The following is a 14,926-nucleotide window of genomic DNA, read 5'->3' as shown; positions in this document are numbered from 1 at the left end:
CGGGCCTGGCGCGTTCCCGGGCCTAGGATCGGGGGACCCGCCCGCCGTCCCGTCCGCAGGAGTCCGTCCGTGATCGTCCTCGTCGGCTTCATGGGTGCCGGCAAGACGACCGTGGGCCGTCTCCTCGCCGAGCGCCTCGGCCTGTCCTTCGTCGACACCGACCACGTGATCGAGGAACGCGACGGGCGCTCGATCCCGCAGATCTTCACCGAGGACGGCGAGCAGGGTTTCCGCGACGCCGAGCAGGCCGCCGTCGCCGACGTCCTGCGCGGCGACGAGGCCGTGGTCTCCCTCGGTGGAGGGGCGTGCGGCCGGGCGGCGACGCGGGAGGTCCTGCGCGCGCACACGGTCGTCCACCTCGACGTCTCCCTCGCCCAGGCCCGCCTCCGGACGGCCGGGGACGGGAACCGCCCGATGTTGCAGCGCCCGGACCTGGCGGAGCTGCACGCCGCGCGCCGGGCCGTCTTCGCCGCGATCGCGGACGTCGAGGTGGGCACCGACGGCCGCGAGGCCGCGGCCATCGCCGGCGAGGTCCTCGCGGGGCTCGCCGCCCTGCCGGACGGGGAACGCACAGACGGGGCCCGGTCGCTGCTGCGGCGCGACCCGGGCCGGCCCGAGGCGGGAGTCCCCGCCTCCGACGACGCACCGGCCGGTGCGCTGGACGACTCCGCGGAGGACCGATGAGCACCACAGAGACCGTTCGCATCACCGTCGAGGGCGACGCGCCCTACGACGTCCTCATCGGCCGCGGCCTGCTGGGGGAGCTGCGCGACCTGCTGGGCCCGAAGGTCGCCAAGGTGCTGGTGGTGCACCCGCGGGCGCTGCGCTCCACCGGTGAAGCCGTGCGCGACGACCTCGTCGCGCAGGGGCTGCAGGCGATCCTCGCCGAGGTCCCCGACGGCGAGGAGGCCAAGTCCGCGGAGGTCGCGGCGTTCTGCTGGACGGTGCTGGGGCAGTCCGACTTCACCCGCTCCGACGCCGTCGTCGGGGTCGGCGGGGGAGCGGTGACCGACCTGGCGGGTTTCGTCGCCGCGACCTGGTTGCGGGGGGTCCGCGTCGTCCACGTCCCGACGACGCTGCTGGCGATGGTCGACGCCGCGGTCGGGGGCAAGACGGGCATCAACACCGCCGAGGGCAAGAACCTCGTGGGGTCCTTCCACCCGCCGGCGGGGGTCCTGTGCGACCTGGACGCCCTCGACACCCTCCCGCCGCACGACCTGCGGGCGGGTCTGGCCGAGGTCGTGAAGTGCGGGTTCATCGCCGACCCCTGCATCCTCGAGCTCGTCGAGGCCGACGTCGACGCGGCGACCGACCCGCACTCGCCGGTGCTGGCCGAGCTCGTCGAGCGCGCCGTGCGGGTCAAGGCGCGCGTCGTGGGGGAGGACCTCAAGGAGTCCGACCTGCGGGAGATCCTGAACTACGGGCACACCTTCGCCCACGCCGTGGAGCTCGTCGAGAAGTACCAGTGGCGCCACGGCGCGGCCGTCAGCGTCGGCCTCGTGTACGTCGCCGAGCTCGCGCGGATGGCCGGCCGGCTCTCCGACGCCGACGCCGACCGGCACCGCACCGTGCTGGAGTCCCTGGGGCTGCCGACGACCTACCGCGGGGACCGCTGGCCGCAGCTGCTCGACGCGATGAAGCGGGACAAGAAGTCGCGCGGCGCGCTGCTGCGGTTCGTGGTCCTCGACGGCATCGGCCGCCCGTCCCGGCTGGAGGGCCCGGACCCGGCGATGCTGCAGGCTGCCTACGCGGAGATCAGCCGGGACTGACGTGCGCGCTCATCCGCAGGGCCGGTCGCTCACCTCGCGGCCGGTCGACAGGTAGAGCACGACCCCGCCCGTGACGGCGGTCCCCTTGAGGCAGTAGGTGGTCGCCGTGGCTGAGACCACGGTGACGGCGTTCACGGTCGCGGGCATGCTCAGCGCCGCGAAGTCGGTGCCGTAGACGCCGTTGAGCTTGCGGTAGGACTCCTGGCCCGCTGCGACGTTCCGCAGGTCCTGGGTCACCGCCTCGATCTCTTTGGCGTGCAGGAGGTCCTGGGCCACCGGGTACCCGTACTTCACGCCGATGGCGCCGACCACGAGCACCGTCGCCCACGTCAGGAGCGTCTTGACCGGGTTGCGGCCCGCGCGCCGCGGGACGGCCTCGGTCCGCGGGACGTGGAACGGGCTGGTGTTGCCGGGGTTGAAGACCGGGCGCGCGCCGGAGGGCCCGTAGAAGCCCTCCGGAGCCGGCGCGGCCGCGCGCGGGCGGGGCGGCGGGGCAGCGGCGGGGACCTCGGGGGCCGGCCGCGGCGCGGGCGGCGGCTCCGGGGCGGACTCGAGGTCGGGTGCGAGCACGGGCGTCGGTGCTGCCGGCAGGGGGTACTCGGCGGGCTCGGGTCCGGGGTCCTCGACCCGGTGCCGGCCGCGGGGGACCGCGGACTCGAGGTACCCGCCCCCGAACGTGCGGGCGGTCTGCGGTCGGCGCTGCGCCGTGTCGTCGGTCACGCTGTCCTCCTGAGTGGTCCTACGAGGCATCGGCGCCCCGGCGCCCGTGATCCAGCCACCTCACCCGGTCGGACCCCCGGGTGCCCGGGACCGGTGCTCACGAGCAGGCCTCGGCGCTGAACCCGCCGGCCGGGGAGTAGAACAGCGCCGTCCGGGTCGCCCCGTCGTAGGCGCCGACGCAGTAGGCGTCGGGCCCGGCGCTGACGATCGCCAGCTCCGCGCGCGCCCCGGTGACCCCGAGCTCGTCCAGCGAGGTGGAGAAGGACCCGTGGGCGTCGGCGAAGGCGGCCTGGGCGGCGGCGACGCGCCCCAGTTGCTCCTGCAGCCGGTCGTCGGCGTGGGCGGCGCGCGCCTGCAGTGCAGCGGGGACGCCGAGGAGCGCCAGGGCCGCCGCGACGCCCGCACCGAGGGCCACGAGGCGCCCGGGGCGACGGCGCAGCGCTTGGCGGGGACGGTGCTCCACCATCGGCGACCTCCTTCCCGTCCGGTGGGCCTGCTGCTGTCCAGGAGGGGATCGGACCGCGGGCCGCCGCCGCTGAGCGTCCCGGCGCCGGGCCACCCGTGTGCGCGCGGACCTCCACCGTCCGGCGCAACGCCGCACGCCGTCGCGGGCGGACGGTGGACACCCGCTCACCCGCGCGCCGCACCTGCGCACGGCCGCGCCGCCGCCGCGCCGGTAAGATGAGGGCGCCCAACCCGCGTCCGGTCCCGGTCGGCGGGTGACTGACGCACCGAGACGGACTGAGAGACGACGTGGCATCGACGAACGACCTGAAGAACGGCACCGTGCTGAACCTCGACGGCAACCTCTGGTCGGTGGTCGAGTTCCAGCACGTGAAGCCCGGCAAGGGCGGTGCCTTCGTCCGGACGAAGCTGAAGAACGTCCTGTCCGGCAAGGTCGTCGACCGGACGTTCAACGCCGGCAGCAAGGTCGACACCGCGACGGTCGACAAGCGCGACATGCAGTTCCTGTACAAGGACGGCGAGGACTTCGTCTTCATGGACTCCGCCACCTACGACCAGATCCACATCAGCGCGGCGACCGTCGGTGACGCGGCCAACTACATGCTCGAGAGCACCGAGGCCATCGTCGCCACCCACGAGGGCACGCCGCTGTACGTGGAGCTGCCGACGTCGGTCGTGCTGGAGATCACCTACACCGAGCCGGGTCTGCAGGGCGACCGCTCCACCGGCGGCACCAAGCCGGCGACGGTCGAGACGGGCTACGAGATCCAGGTCCCGCTCTTCCTGGAGGCCGGCACGAAGGTCAAGGTGGACACCCGCACGGGCGACTACCTCGGTCGCGTCAACGACTGATGGCCGCTCGCCGCAAGGCGCGCAAGCGCGCGCTGGAGGTCCTCTTCGAGGCCGACCAGCGCGGGCTCGCCCCGCTCGACGTCCTGCGGGACAAGATCCAGCGCGCCGACCCGCCCGTGGGTGAGTACGCCGTCACCCTCGTCGAGGGCGTCGTCGCGCACCTGGAGCGCATCGACGAGGTGCTCTCGACGTACTCGATGGGCTGGACCGTGGACCGAATGCCGGCCGTCGACCGCGCGATCCTGCGCATCGGCGTGTGGGAGGTCCTGCACGCCGCGGACGTGCCCGACCACGTGGCCGTCAGCGAGGCCGTGGAGATCGCCCAGGAGCTGTCCACCGACGAGTCGCCCAAGTTCGTCAACGGGCTCCTCGCGCGGATCGCGGAGCTCAAGGAGACCCTCTCCGCCTGACCGCTCCGTGGTGGTGGGTTCGGATCGTTGGCCCCGCACTCCCGATGATCGGGAGCGTGGGGCCAACGATCCCTTCACGTGAGCACGCCGCGCATCCGGGCCGCCGTCGCCAGCGTGGCGGCGAGCTGCCGCAACGACTCCTCGGGATCGTCCAGGAAGTCCCGCGGCGAGATCGAAACCAGCAGGATCCCCGCCTCGGTGTAGCGACGCTGCTTCGCCTGGGTGCGCCGCAGGTCCGTCGGTGAGGAGTGCCAGCGGACGCTGTCGATCTCCAGCACGACACCCAGGCAGGGCCAGTAGGCGTCCGCGTACCCGATGACCGTCCCCTCGACGACGACGGGTTCGTTCCACACCGGCTGCGGCAGGGTCGATGCCGACACCCGCCGGAAGATCTTCCCTTCCGCTGCACTGCGCGTGCCGGCCGACACCTCCGTGAGGATCTTGCGGGCCGACGCCGAGCGTTGGGTCGGCCCGTCGAAGACCTCCTCGTGCAGCTCGCCCAGCGTGCAGCGCCTCTGCTGCAGCGTCGCCCCGAACAGCTCCCGGACCCGGTCCACGTCCGCGCCGTGCCGGGAGGCGTCCGCGGCAGCGCGGGCGGGATCGACGACGGGCAGGCCCCGTCGACGTGCGACCCGGGGTTCCGCTCGGTCCGCTCGACGGTGACGAAGCCCGACGACAGCCGTCGTCGCGTCCAGGGGATCAGCACGAGGACCTGGTCGACGATCGTGACGCGGTCACCGGTGATGCCGTGCAGGTCCAAGGCGTGTTCGCCGGAGATGACCGCACCCTCCCCGGCGTAGGCCAGCGCGGCCAGTCGTCGCTGGTGCAGGCTCAGGGGGCCGCGGTGACCGGCGATGACTCCGGGCAGCACGCGCTGCCACGGGCCGGTGTTCGCCCAGCGGGCGATGGTGGACACCGGCATCCCCACCCCGATCAGGTCCGCGTGAGCGGCGATGCCGTCGTTCCCGCGCAGGACCGCGTCCACGTCGGCTGAGTCGAAGGTCCTGCGTCGAGGCACACGGGGAGCGTGCCGCCGCTCCACCGCGGGGACGGACCGCCGGTAACCCGGTTGTGGACGCCCGGGCGTTTGTGGGGACCACGAGGACACGGCGGGGTTGGGATCGTTGGCCCTCCGCTCCCGATCATCGGTAGTGAGGGTCCAACGATCCGAACCCCGAGCCGCCGCCGGGAAGCAGAACGGCCCGGCCCCACGAGGGGACCGGGCCGTGGTGAACGGAGGGTCAGCCGTGCTCGACGGCGCGGCGGGCGTCGGCGTTCAGCACGCCCCAGGCGATGAACTCGTCGCACAGCGTCGTCGCGGGGACGTCGTAGATGACGGCGAGGGTGCGCAGGTCGTCGGCGCGGATCGACAGGACCCGGCCGTTGTAGTCGCCGCGCTGGGACTGGATGGTCTTGGCGTAGCGGTCGAGGGGGCCGGCCTTCTCGGCGGGGACCTCCTGGAGGCGCTCGAGGTCGAGCACGAGCCGCGGCGGCGGCTCGGAGCTGCCCTGCGGGGCGCCTTCGGGGAGCAGGGCGGAGACGGGGACCCCGTAGAAGTCCGCGAGTTCAGCCAGTCGCTGGACGGTCACCGCACGGTCGCCGCGTTCGTAGGACCCGACGACGACGGCCTTCCACCGTCCCTCGGACTTCTCTTCGACGCCGTGCAGGGACAGCCCCTGTTGGGTACGGATAGCGCGAAGGCGCGATCCGAGTGCGCGGGAGTAGTCCGATGCCATACGAGAATCGTCACGGAGCGTGAACGCCTTCGTCAAGCTGACCTGCCGTTTCACACCCGGTTCTCGGGAATCACCACTCTCTCGGCACGATGACCGTTACTCCGTGTGAGCGTTTGATCTCACAACGACAGCGCCACGGACACCGTGCGACCCGGGGCGGCTGGCCCAGCGTGCTCCTGTAGGGTCGCCGGTGGCCACCGACCCGCGGGCACGTCCTGCGGGGAGCTGGTGAAGACGTCCTTTAAGGATCCGTCCCGTGAGGCGGGGAAGGAGGTCCGCAGTGAACGCTGCCCCGGACCAGTCCGCGAGGGTGCTCCTCGAGGGCGCCGACATCGCCCGCGCCGTGACGCGCATCGCGCACGAGCTGCTGGAGTCCAACAAGGGCCCGCAGGACCTCGTCCTGCTGGGCGTCCCGACCCGCGGGGTCCCGCTGGCCCAGCGCCTGGCCGCCCGGCTCGCCGAGGTCGAGGGCACGACCGTGCCCACCGGGTCGCTCGACGTCACGATGTACCGCGACGACCTGCGCCGGCACCCCACCCGCGAGCTGCTGCCCACGACGCTGCCGGCCGGCGGGATCGACGACAAGGTCGTGGTCCTGGTCGACGACGTCCTGTACTCCGGCCGCACCATCCGCGCCGCGCTCGACGCCCTGAGCGACCTCGGCCGCCCCCGCGCGGTCCGGCTGGCTGTCCTCGTCGACCGCGGCCACCGCGAGCTGCCCATCCGGGCCGACCACGTCGGCAAGAACCTGCCCACCTCCAGCGCCGAGCGCGTCAGCGTCCTGCTCGAGGAGCTGGACGGCCGCGACGCCGTCCTCATCACCGGAGGGGCGAACTGATGCGCCACCTGCTCTCGGCCGCCGACCTCGACCGCGACGGCGCCGTGCGCGTCCTCGACGTCGCCGAGGAGATGGCCGCCACCCAGCGCCGGGAGATCAAGAAGCTGCCCACCCTGCGCGGGCGCACGGTCGTCAACCTCTTCTTCGAGGACTCCACCCGCACCCGCACGTCCTTCGAGGCCGCCGCCAAGCGCCTGTCGGCCGACGTCATCAACTTCTCCGCCAAGGGGTCCAGCGTCTCCAAGGGCGAGAGCCTGAAGGACACCGCGCTGACCCTGGAGGCCATGGGCGCCGACGCCGTGGTCGTCCGGCACGGCTCCTCCGGGGCCCCGCACCGGCTCGCGCACGCCGGCTGGACGCGGGGAGCGGTCGTCAACGCCGGCGACGGCACCCACGAGCACCCCACCCAGGCCCTGCTGGACGCCTACACGATGCGCCGCCACCTCGCCGGCGGCACGGGGGACCTGCGCGGGACGAAGGTCGTCATCGTCGGCGACGTCCTGCACTCGCGGGTCGCCCGCTCGAACGTCCTGCTGCTGCACACCCTCGGCGCGGACGTCACCCTCGTCGCCCCGCCGACGCTGCTGCCCGTCGGGGTCGGGGACTGGCCGTGCGCCTCCTCCCACGACCTCGACGCCACGCTCGCGACGGTCGGGCCGGACGCGGTCATGATGCTGCGGGTGCAGGCCGAGCGGATGGACGCCTCCAAGGGCTCCTTCTTCCCCTCCGCGCGCGAGTACAGCCGCCGGTACGGCCTGGGCCGCGAGCGGCTCGGGCTCCTGCCCGACCACGCGATCGTCATGCACCCCGGCCCGATGAACCGCGGCCTGGAAATCTCCGCCGACGCCGCCGACTCGGCCCGCTCGACCATCGTCGAGCAGGTCGGCAACGGCGTCGCGGTGCGGATGGCGGTCCTCTACCTGTTGCTGGCCGGCGAGCTCCCGGGAGGGGACGCGTGAACACCACCCTGATCCAGAACGTCAGGCCGCTCGGCGGTGAGGTGACCGACCTGCTGCTGCGCGACGGCCTCATCGCCGGGATCGGCCCCGGGCTGAGCGCCGAGGGCGCCACCGTCCACGACGGGCGCGGCCTGCACGCCCTGCCCGGCCTGGTCGACCTGCACACCCACCTGCGCGAACCGGGTCGCGAGGACGCCGAGACCGTCGAGTCCGGCACCCGCGCGGCCGCCCGCGGCGGCTACACCGCCGTGTTCGCCATGGCCAACACCTTCCCCGTCGCCGACACCGCCGGCGTCGTCGAGCAGGTCCAGCGCCTGGGCGAGGAGGCCGGCTGGGCCGACGTCCGGCCCGTCGGCGCCGTCACCGTGGGCCTGGCCGGGCAGCAGCTCGCCGAGCTCGGCGCGATGGCCGACTCCCGGGCCGGCGTGCGCGTCTTCTCCGACGACGGGCACTGCGTCTGGGACGCCGTCCTGATGCGCCGGGCGCTGGAGTACGTCAAGGCCTTCGACGGGGTCATCGCCCAGCACGCCCAGGAACCGCGCCTGACCGAAGGCGCGCAGATGAACGAGGGCACCGTCAGCGCCGTCCTCGGCCTGCGCGGCTGGCCCAGCGTGGCCGAGGAGGCGATCATCGCCCGCGACGTGCTGCTGGCCGACCACGTCGGCTCCCGGCTGCACGTGTGCCACCTGTCCACCCGCGGCTCGGTCGAGATCGTCCGCTGGGCCAAGGCCCGCGGCGTCCAGGTCACCGCCGAGGTCACCCCGCACCACCTGCTGCTGACCGACGAGCTCGTCCGCGGCTACGACCCGGTCTACAAGGTCAACCCGCCGCTGCGCACGCAGGCCGACGTCGAGGCCGTCCGCGAGGGCCTGGCCGACGGCACCATCGACGTCGTCGCCACCGACCACGCCCCGCACCCGGTCGAGGCCAAGGACTGCGAGTGGTCCGCCGCGGCGATGGGCATGACCGGGCTGGAGACCGCGCTGAGCGTCGTGCAGCACACCATGGTCGACACCGGCCTCATCGGCTGGGACACCCTGGCCGACCGGATGTCCCACGCCCCCGCCCGCATCGGCCGCCTCGCCGGGCACGGCGAGCCGCTGGCCGTGGGGTCCGCGGCCAACCTCGTGCTCGTCGACCCCACCGCCCGCTGGACGGTCGACCCCGCGGCCATGGCCACGGCCGGGCGCAACTCCCCGTTCCGCGGCACGGAACTGCCCGGGAAGGTCGTCGCGACGTTCCTGCGCGGCCGCCCCACCGTGCTCGACTCGGAACTGGTGGGCGCATGAGGTGGGTCGCCGTCGTCCTGCTGGTCCTCGCGCTGCTGCTGGTCTGGCGGATGATGTTCATGGGCTACCGCGGCCGGGCGCTGCGGCAGAAGCAGGAGTTCCCCCGGCCCGTCGGGTCCAGGGACTGGAAGCGCCTGCGGGACACCGTCGAGGGCACGTACGTCTCCACGACGGACGCCGAGAACGCCCTCGACCGCATCGCCGCCCACGGTCTGGGGACCCGCAGCGCCGTCTCGCTGGGTTTCCTCGACGAGGGCGTCGGGCTGCTGCGCGAGGGGGCCCGGTCGTTCGTCATCCCGACCGCCGACATCGTCGGCGTCGGCCACGGGCCGGGCATGGTCGGCAAGTGGATGGGCAAGGAGAAGGGCCTGCTGGTCCTGCGGTGGAAGCTCGGCGAGCGCATCGTCGACACGGGAGTCAAACCGCGCCACCCCGAGCAGGGGGCGAGGTTCGCGGAGCAGGTGGAGGAACTCGTGCGGAACAACCAGAACAAGAACACCGGAGGTGCCCAGTGAGCGCGCGCGTTCCCGCAGTGCTCGTCCTCGAGGACGGCCGCACGTTCCCCGGCCAGGCCTACGGCCACGTCGGGCAGACGGTCGGCGAGGCCGTGTTCTCCACCGGGATGACCGGGTACCAGGAGACCCTCACCGACCCCAGCTACCACCGCCAGGTCGTGGTCATGACCGCCCCGCACGTGGGCAACACCGGGTGGAACGACGAGGACGACGAGTCGGGCCGGATCTGGGTCGCCGGGTACGTCGTGCGCGACCCCGCGCGCATCCCCTCGAACTGGCGCTCGCGGCGCACCCTGGCCGACGAGCTCGACGCCCAGGGCGTCGTCGGGATCAGCGGTGTCGACACCCGCGCCCTGACCCGCCACCTGCGCGAGCGCGGCGCCATGAAGGTCGGGGTCTTCTCCGGCGAGGCCGCCGCCCGGTCCGCCGAGGAGCTGCTGGCCGTCGTCCGCGACGCCCCGGACATGGTCGGCACCGACCTCGCCTCGCTCGTCAGCACCGACGCGAACTACGTCGTCCCGGCCGTGGGGGAGCGCCGCTTCTCCGTCACCGCCGTCGACCTCGGCATCAAGTCCATGACGCCGCAGCGCCTGGCCGAGCGGGGCATCGAGGTCACCGTGGTGCCCTCCACCGTGACGCTGGAGGAGGTCCTCACCTCCGGGCCGGACGGGAGCGCCCCCGACGGGGTGTTCTTCTCCAACGGCCCCGGCGACCCGGCCGCCGCGACCCACGAGATCGAGGTCCTGCAGGGCGTCCTGGAGCGCAGGATCCCGTTCTTCGGCATCTGCTACGGCAACCAGCTGCTCGGCCGCGCCCTGGGGTACGGCACGTACAAGCTGAAGTACGGCCACCGCGGCATCAACCAGCCCGTCATGGACCTGGCCACCCGCAAGGTCGAGGTCACCGCGCACAACCACGGCTTCGCCGTCGACGGCACCGCCGGGGAGGTCCGCGACACCCCCTACGGCCGGGCCGAGGTCAGCCACGTGGGCCTCAACGACGGCGTCGTGGAGGGCCTGCGCTGCCTGGACACGCCGGCGTTCTCCGTCCAGTACCACCCCGAGGCGGCGGCCGGCCCGCACGACGCCGCCTACCTGTTCGACCGGTTCGTCGACCTCATGGGCGGCACGCCCGCCGCGCAGCTCGTCGACGACCGGGGCCAGACCGACACGACCGAGCCGACCGCTGAGAAGGACGCCTGATGCCCCGCCGCTCCGACCTGAAGTCGGTCCTCGTCATCGGCTCCGGCCCGATCGTCATCGGCCAGGCCGCCGAGTTCGACTACTCCGGCACCCAGGCCTGCCGCGTGCTGAAGGCCGAGGGCCTGCGCGTGGTCCTGGTGAACTCCAACCCCGCGACGATCATGACCGACCCGGAGATGGCCGACGCCACCTACGTCGAGCCGATCACCCCCGCCACGGTCGAGGCCATCATCGCCAAGGAGCGCCCCGACGCGGTCCTGGCGACCTTGGGCGGGCAGACCGCGCTGAACACCGCGATCGCCCTCTACGAGAGCGGTGCGCTGGCCCGGTACGGCACCGAGCTCATCGGCGCCGACGTCGACGCCATCAAGCTCGGCGAGGACCGCCTGCTGTTCAAGGGCGTCGTGGAGCGCTGCGGGGCGGAGTCGGCCAAGTCGCACCTGTGCCACTCGATGGACGAGGTGCTCGCCGCCGCCGGCGACCTGGGCTACCCCGTCGTCGTGCGCCCCAGCTTCACCATGGGCGGGCTCGGGTCCGGGTTCGCCTACGACGAGGCCGACCTGCGCCGCATCGCCGGCCAGGGGCTGCACCACTCCCCGGTCACCGAGGTGCTCCTGGAGGAGTCCATCCTCGGCTGGAAGGAGTACGAGCTCGAGCTCATGCGCGACCGCGCCGACAACGTCGTGGTCGTCTGCTCGATCGAGAACTTCGACCCGATGGGCGTCCACACCGGCGACTCGATCACCGTCGCCCCGGCGATGACGCTCACCGACCGCGAGTACCAGCGGATGCGCGACATCGGCATCGCCGTCATCCGCGAGGTCGGCGTCGACACCGGCGGCTGCAACATCCAGTTCGCGGTGAACCCGGCCGACGGCCGCATCATCGTCATCGAGATGAACCCGCGCGTGTCGCGGTCCTCGGCGCTGGCCTCGAAGGCGACCGGTTTCCCCATCGCCAAGATCGCCGCGCGCCTGGCCGTCGGGTACACCCTGGACGAGATCCGCAACGACATCACCGAGGTCACCCCGGCCAGCTTCGAGCCCACCCTCGACTACGTCGTGGTCAAGGTGCCGCGGTTCGCGTTCGAGAAGTTCCCGGCCGCCGACCCCACCCTCACCACGACGATGAAGAGCGTCGGCGAGGCGATGGCGCTGGGCCGCAACTTCACCGAGGCCCTGCAGAAGGCGCTGCGCAGCACCGAGAAGCGCGGCGCGCAGTTCAGCTGGGCCGGACCGGTGGGGGACCGCCAGGACCTGCTGCGCCGCGCCCAGCAGCCGACCGACGAGCGCATCGGCCTGGTCATGCAGGCCATCCGCGCCGGTGCGACCCCGGCCGAGCTGTTCGAGAGCACGAAGATCGACCCGTGGTTCCTCGACCAGCTGTTCCTCATCGACGAGATCGCGGTCGAGGTGCGCGAGAGCGACGACCTGACCCCCGAGCTGCTGCGGCACGCCAAGCGGCACGGGTTCTCCGACGCCCAGATCGGGGAGCTGCGGCACCTGCCCGAGGCCGTGGTCCGCGGCGTCCGGCACGCCCTCGGCGTCCGCCCGGTCTACAAGACGGTCGACACCTGCGCGGCGGAGTTCGCCGCCAGCACGCCGTACCACTACTCCTCCTACGACTCCGAGGACGAGACGCGCGGGCGGGAGAAGCCGGCGATCATCATCCTGGGGTCCGGCCCCAACCGCATCGGCCAGGGCGTCGAGTTCGACTACTCCTGCGTGCACGCCAGCTTCGCGCTGGCCGAGGCCGGGTTCGAGACCGTCATGGTCAACTGCAACCCCGAGACGGTCTCCACCGACTACGACACCTCCGACCGGCTCTACTTCGAGCCGCTGACCCTCGAGGACGTCCTGGAGGTCGTGCACGCCGAGACCCGCTGCGGCCCGGTGGCCGGGGTCATCGTCCAGCTCGGCGGGCAGACGCCGCTGGGCCTGGCGGCTGCGCTGGAGCAGGCGGGCGTCCCGATCATCGGGACCTCGCCGCAGGCCATCGACCTCGCCGAGGAGCGCGGCGCCTTCGGGCAGGTGCTCGAGCGCGCCGGGCTGGTCGCCCCCAAGCACGGGACGGCCTCCAGCTTCGAGCGGGCCCGCGCGATCGCCTCCGAGATCGGCTACCCGGTCCTGGTCCGCCCCAGCTACGTCCTGGGCGGGCGCGGCATGCAGATCGTCTACGACGAGGCCACCCTCGAGCAGTACATGGCGACCGCGACCGAGGTCTCGGCCGAGCGTCCCGTGCTCGTCGACAAGTTCCTCGACAACGGCCTCGAGATCGACGTCGACGCGCTGTTCGACGGCGAGGAGATGTACCTCGGCGGGATCATGGAGCACATCGAGGAGGCCGGGATCCACTCCGGCGACTCGGCCTGCGTCATCCCGCCGCCCACCCTGGGCGCCTCCGAGCTCCAGCGCGTGCGCGAGGCCACCGAGGCCATCGCCCGCGGGGTCGGGGTGCGCGGACTGCTGAACGTCCAGTTCGCCCTGGCCGCCGACATCCTCTACGTGCTGGAGGCCAACCCGCGGGCCTCGCGGACCGTCCCGTTCGTCTCCAAGGCGACCGGGGTGCCGCTGGCCAAGGCCGCGGCGCGGCTCATGGCCGGCACCTCCATCCGCGACCTGCGCGCCGAGGGCCTGCTGCCCGCGCGCGGCGACGGCGGGGCGCTGCCGGCCGACGCGCCCGTCTCGGTCAAGGAGGCGGTGCTGCCCTTCGCGCGGTTCCGCACCGCCGAGGGCGTGGTCGTGGACTCCCTGCTGGGGCCGGAGATGCGCTCGACCGGTGAGGTCATGGGCATCGACGTCGACTTCCCGACGGCGTTCGGCAAGTCGCAGACCGCCGCCTACGGGGGCCTGCCCACGACGGGCACGGCGTTCATCTCCGTCGCCGACCGCGACAAGCGGGCGATGATCTTCCCGATCAAGCGCCTGGCCGACCTCGGGTTCACCCTGCTGGCCACCGAGGGCACCGCGCAGGTGCTGCGCCGCAACGGGATCGCCTCCACGGTCGTGCGCAAGCACTCCGAGGGCACCAGCGAGGACGGCGAGCTGACGATCGTCGGCCGCATCGCCGCCGGGGAGGTGGCGATGGTGGTCAACACCCCCTCGGGCAACCAGGCCCGCGCCGACGGCTACGAGATCCGCGCCGCGGCGACGTCGGTGGGCTCGCCCATCATCACGACGATCCAGGAGCTGGCCGCGGCGGTCCAGGCCATCGAGGCCTACCGCAACGGGCAGGGCCTGAACGTCGCCCCGCTGCAGGAGCACACGGCCCGCCTCGAGGCGGCCTGGGACGGTTTCCGGGCATGACGGTCGCGACGGTGCCCTTCGGGCAGCGGCTGGCAGCGGCCACGGCCGCCCACGGCCCGCTGTGCGCGGGCATCGACCCGCACACCCCGCTGCTGGCGGCGTGGGGCCTGGACGACGACGCCGCCGGCGTCGAGCGCTTCGGGCGCACCGTCGTGCAGGCCCTGGCCGGGCACGTGGCCTGCGTCAAACCGCAGGCCGCGTTCTTCGAGCGGCACGGCTCGCGCGGGGTCGCCGCGCTCGAACGGGTCGTCGCCGACGCCCGCGAGGCCGGGCTGCTCACGATCGTCGACGCCAAGCGCGGCGACATCGGCTCGACCATGGCCGGGTACGCCGACGCCTTCGTCGGGGACTCCCCGCTGGCCGGGGACGCGGTGACGGTCTCGCCGTACCTGGGGTTCGGGTCCCTGCAGCCCGTGCTGGACCTGGCCGCCCGGCACGGGCGGGGCGTGTTCGTCCTGGCGCTGACGTCGAACCCCGAGGGCGCCTCGGTGCAGCACGCCGTCGGCGCCGACGGCCGGCCGGTGGCCCGCGCGGTCGCCGAGGCCGCCGCGCAGCGCAACGCCGGCGCGGCCCCGCTCGGCGACGTCGGCCTCGTCGTCGGGGCCACCGTCGGCACCGCCGTGACCGACCTCGGCATCGACCTCGACGCCGTCAACGGCCCGCTGCTGGCCCCCGGGGTCGGGGCGCAGGGCGCTACGGCCGCGGACCTGCAGCGGGTGTTCGGGACCGCGCGCCGGCTGGTCCTGGCGGCCAGTTCCCGCGAGATCCTCGCCGCCGGGCCGGACCCGGTGGCGCTGCGCGACGCCGCCCGCCGCTCGGCGGACGCCGTCCGGGCGGCCCTGGCCGGCTAGGACGCGCCGGGGCCG

15 protein-coding genes are annotated in these 14,926 nt (G+C 73.4%); 11 read left to right on the top strand and 4 right to left on the bottom strand.

From position 1 onward, the window contains the following. Positions 1 to 69: 69 nt before the first annotated feature. On the top strand, positions 70 to 684 hold the full coding sequence (locus tag ACRYRX_RS06835) for a shikimate kinase (RefSeq protein WP_432511088.1): 615 nt from the start codon (positions 70 to 72) through the stop codon (positions 682 to 684). After that, positions 681 to 1,769 carry a 3-dehydroquinate synthase gene (gene aroB, locus ACRYRX_RS06830; protein WP_432511087.1) on the top strand — a complete coding sequence of 363 codons (1,089 nt, stop codon included), beginning with the start codon at positions 681 to 683 and terminating at the stop codon, positions 1,767 to 1,769. Before ACRYRX_RS06835 ends, aroB begins: the two co-directional genes overlap by 4 nt. 9 nt (positions 1,770 to 1,778) lie before the next feature. On the opposite strand, the gene ACRYRX_RS06825 is transcribed toward aroB, so the two are convergent. Together ACRYRX_RS06825 and ACRYRX_RS06820 are read right to left on the bottom strand one after the other, a co-directional pair. After that, a complete protein-coding gene (locus ACRYRX_RS06825) occupies positions 1,779 to 2,489 on the bottom strand; it encodes a hypothetical protein (protein ID WP_432511086.1) in 711 nt (236 codons plus the stop codon). Between the two features lie 97 nt (positions 2,490 to 2,586). Further along, positions 2,587 to 2,955 (bottom strand): hypothetical protein, encoded by a 369-nt coding sequence (locus ACRYRX_RS06820; RefSeq protein WP_432511085.1) that lies wholly within the window; start codon positions 2,953 to 2,955, stop codon positions 2,587 to 2,589. A 287-nt stretch (positions 2,956 to 3,242) separates the two neighbouring features. On the opposite strand from ACRYRX_RS06820, the gene efp reads away from it, so the two are divergent. Next, positions 3,243 to 3,806 (top strand): elongation factor P, encoded by a 564-nt coding sequence (gene efp / locus ACRYRX_RS06815; protein ID WP_432511084.1) that lies wholly within the window; start codon positions 3,243 to 3,245, stop codon positions 3,804 to 3,806. Then, complete coding sequence (gene nusB, locus ACRYRX_RS06810; protein ID WP_432511083.1) at positions 3,806 to 4,216, top strand: transcription antitermination factor NusB; 411 nt, start codon at positions 3,806 to 3,808, stop codon at positions 4,214 to 4,216. The genes efp and nusB overlap by 1 nt, the downstream gene beginning before the upstream one ends. Positions 4,217 to 4,290: 74 nt before the next feature. On the opposite strand, the gene ACRYRX_RS06805 is transcribed toward nusB, so the two are convergent. Further along, entirely contained in the window at positions 4,291 to 4,773 is a 483-nt protein-coding gene (locus tag ACRYRX_RS06805) for a hypothetical protein (protein WP_432511082.1), read from the bottom strand. 684 nt (positions 4,774 to 5,457) lie between these two features. After that, entirely contained in the window at positions 5,458 to 5,952 is a 495-nt protein-coding gene (gene bldD / locus ACRYRX_RS06800; RefSeq protein ID WP_106206055.1) for a transcriptional regulator BldD, read from the bottom strand. Positions 5,953 to 6,232: 280 nt separating this feature from the next. Between bldD and pyrR the strand changes: the two genes are divergently transcribed. The 7 genes from pyrR to pyrF are packed head-to-tail and all read left to right on the top strand — an operon-like array spanning position 6,233 to position 14,911. Further along, complete coding sequence (pyrR, locus tag ACRYRX_RS06795; protein ID WP_432511081.1) at positions 6,233 to 6,790, top strand: bifunctional pyr operon transcriptional regulator/uracil phosphoribosyltransferase PyrR; 558 nt, start codon at positions 6,233 to 6,235, stop codon at positions 6,788 to 6,790. After that, a complete protein-coding gene (locus tag ACRYRX_RS06790; protein ID WP_432511080.1) occupies positions 6,790 to 7,749 on the top strand; it encodes an aspartate carbamoyltransferase catalytic subunit in 960 nt (319 codons plus the stop codon). Before pyrR ends, ACRYRX_RS06790 begins: the two co-directional genes overlap by 1 nt. Beyond that, positions 7,746 to 9,038, top strand: a complete 1,293-nt coding sequence (locus tag ACRYRX_RS06785; RefSeq protein ID WP_432511079.1) for a dihydroorotase — start codon at positions 7,746 to 7,748, stop codon at positions 9,036 to 9,038. The genes ACRYRX_RS06790 and ACRYRX_RS06785 overlap by 4 nt, the downstream gene beginning before the upstream one ends. Next, positions 9,035 to 9,553, top strand: a complete 519-nt coding sequence (locus ACRYRX_RS06780; RefSeq protein ID WP_432511078.1) for a PH-like domain-containing protein — start codon at positions 9,035 to 9,037, stop codon at positions 9,551 to 9,553. The genes ACRYRX_RS06785 and ACRYRX_RS06780 overlap by 4 nt, the downstream gene beginning before the upstream one ends. Then, complete coding sequence (carA, locus tag ACRYRX_RS06775; RefSeq protein ID WP_432511077.1) at positions 9,550 to 10,755, top strand: glutamine-hydrolyzing carbamoyl-phosphate synthase small subunit; 1,206 nt, start codon at positions 9,550 to 9,552, stop codon at positions 10,753 to 10,755. The genes ACRYRX_RS06780 and carA overlap by 4 nt, the downstream gene beginning before the upstream one ends. After that, positions 10,755 to 14,060 carry a carbamoyl-phosphate synthase large subunit gene (carB, locus tag ACRYRX_RS06770; protein WP_432511076.1) on the top strand — a complete coding sequence of 1,102 codons (3,306 nt, stop codon included), beginning with the start codon at positions 10,755 to 10,757 and terminating at the stop codon, positions 14,058 to 14,060. The genes carA and carB overlap by 1 nt, the downstream gene beginning before the upstream one ends. Beyond that, on the top strand, positions 14,057 to 14,911 hold the full coding sequence (pyrF, locus tag ACRYRX_RS06765; protein ID WP_432511075.1) for an orotidine-5'-phosphate decarboxylase: 855 nt from the start codon (positions 14,057 to 14,059) through the stop codon (positions 14,909 to 14,911). The genes carB and pyrF overlap by 4 nt, the downstream gene beginning before the upstream one ends. Positions 14,912 to 14,926: the final 15 nt, after the last annotated feature.

Source organism: Kineococcus lubricus (assembly GCF_050871965.1).
GTDB lineage: Bacteria > Actinomycetota > Actinomycetes > Actinomycetales > Kineococcaceae > Kineococcus.
This window is presented reverse-complemented; position numbering and strand designations above follow the sequence as displayed.

Excerpts from the sequence above, each read along its gene's own strand:
- ACRYRX_RS06790 (WP_432511080.1), top strand. The coding sequence starts at position 6,790 with ATGCGCCACCTGCTCTCGGCCGCCGACCTCGACCGCGACGGCGCCGTG.
- carB (WP_432511076.1), top strand. The coding sequence starts at position 10,755 with ATGCCCCGCCGCTCCGACCTGAAGTCGGTCCTCGTCATCGGCTCCGGC.
- bldD (WP_106206055.1), bottom strand. The coding sequence starts at position 5,952 with ATGGCATCGGACTACTCCCGCGCACTCGGATCGCGCCTTCGCGCTATC.
- pyrF (WP_432511075.1), top strand. The coding sequence starts at position 14,057 with ATGACGGTCGCGACGGTGCCCTTCGGGCAGCGGCTGGCAGCGGCCACG.
- nusB (WP_432511083.1), top strand. The coding sequence starts at position 3,806 with ATGGCCGCTCGCCGCAAGGCGCGCAAGCGCGCGCTGGAGGTCCTCTTC.
- ACRYRX_RS06780 (WP_432511078.1), top strand. The coding sequence starts at position 9,035 with ATGAGGTGGGTCGCCGTCGTCCTGCTGGTCCTCGCGCTGCTGCTGGTC.
- aroB (WP_432511087.1), top strand. The coding sequence starts at position 681 with ATGAGCACCACAGAGACCGTTCGCATCACCGTCGAGGGCGACGCGCCC.
- ACRYRX_RS06820 (WP_432511085.1), bottom strand. The coding sequence starts at position 2,955 with ATGGTGGAGCACCGTCCCCGCCAAGCGCTGCGCCGTCGCCCCGGGCGC.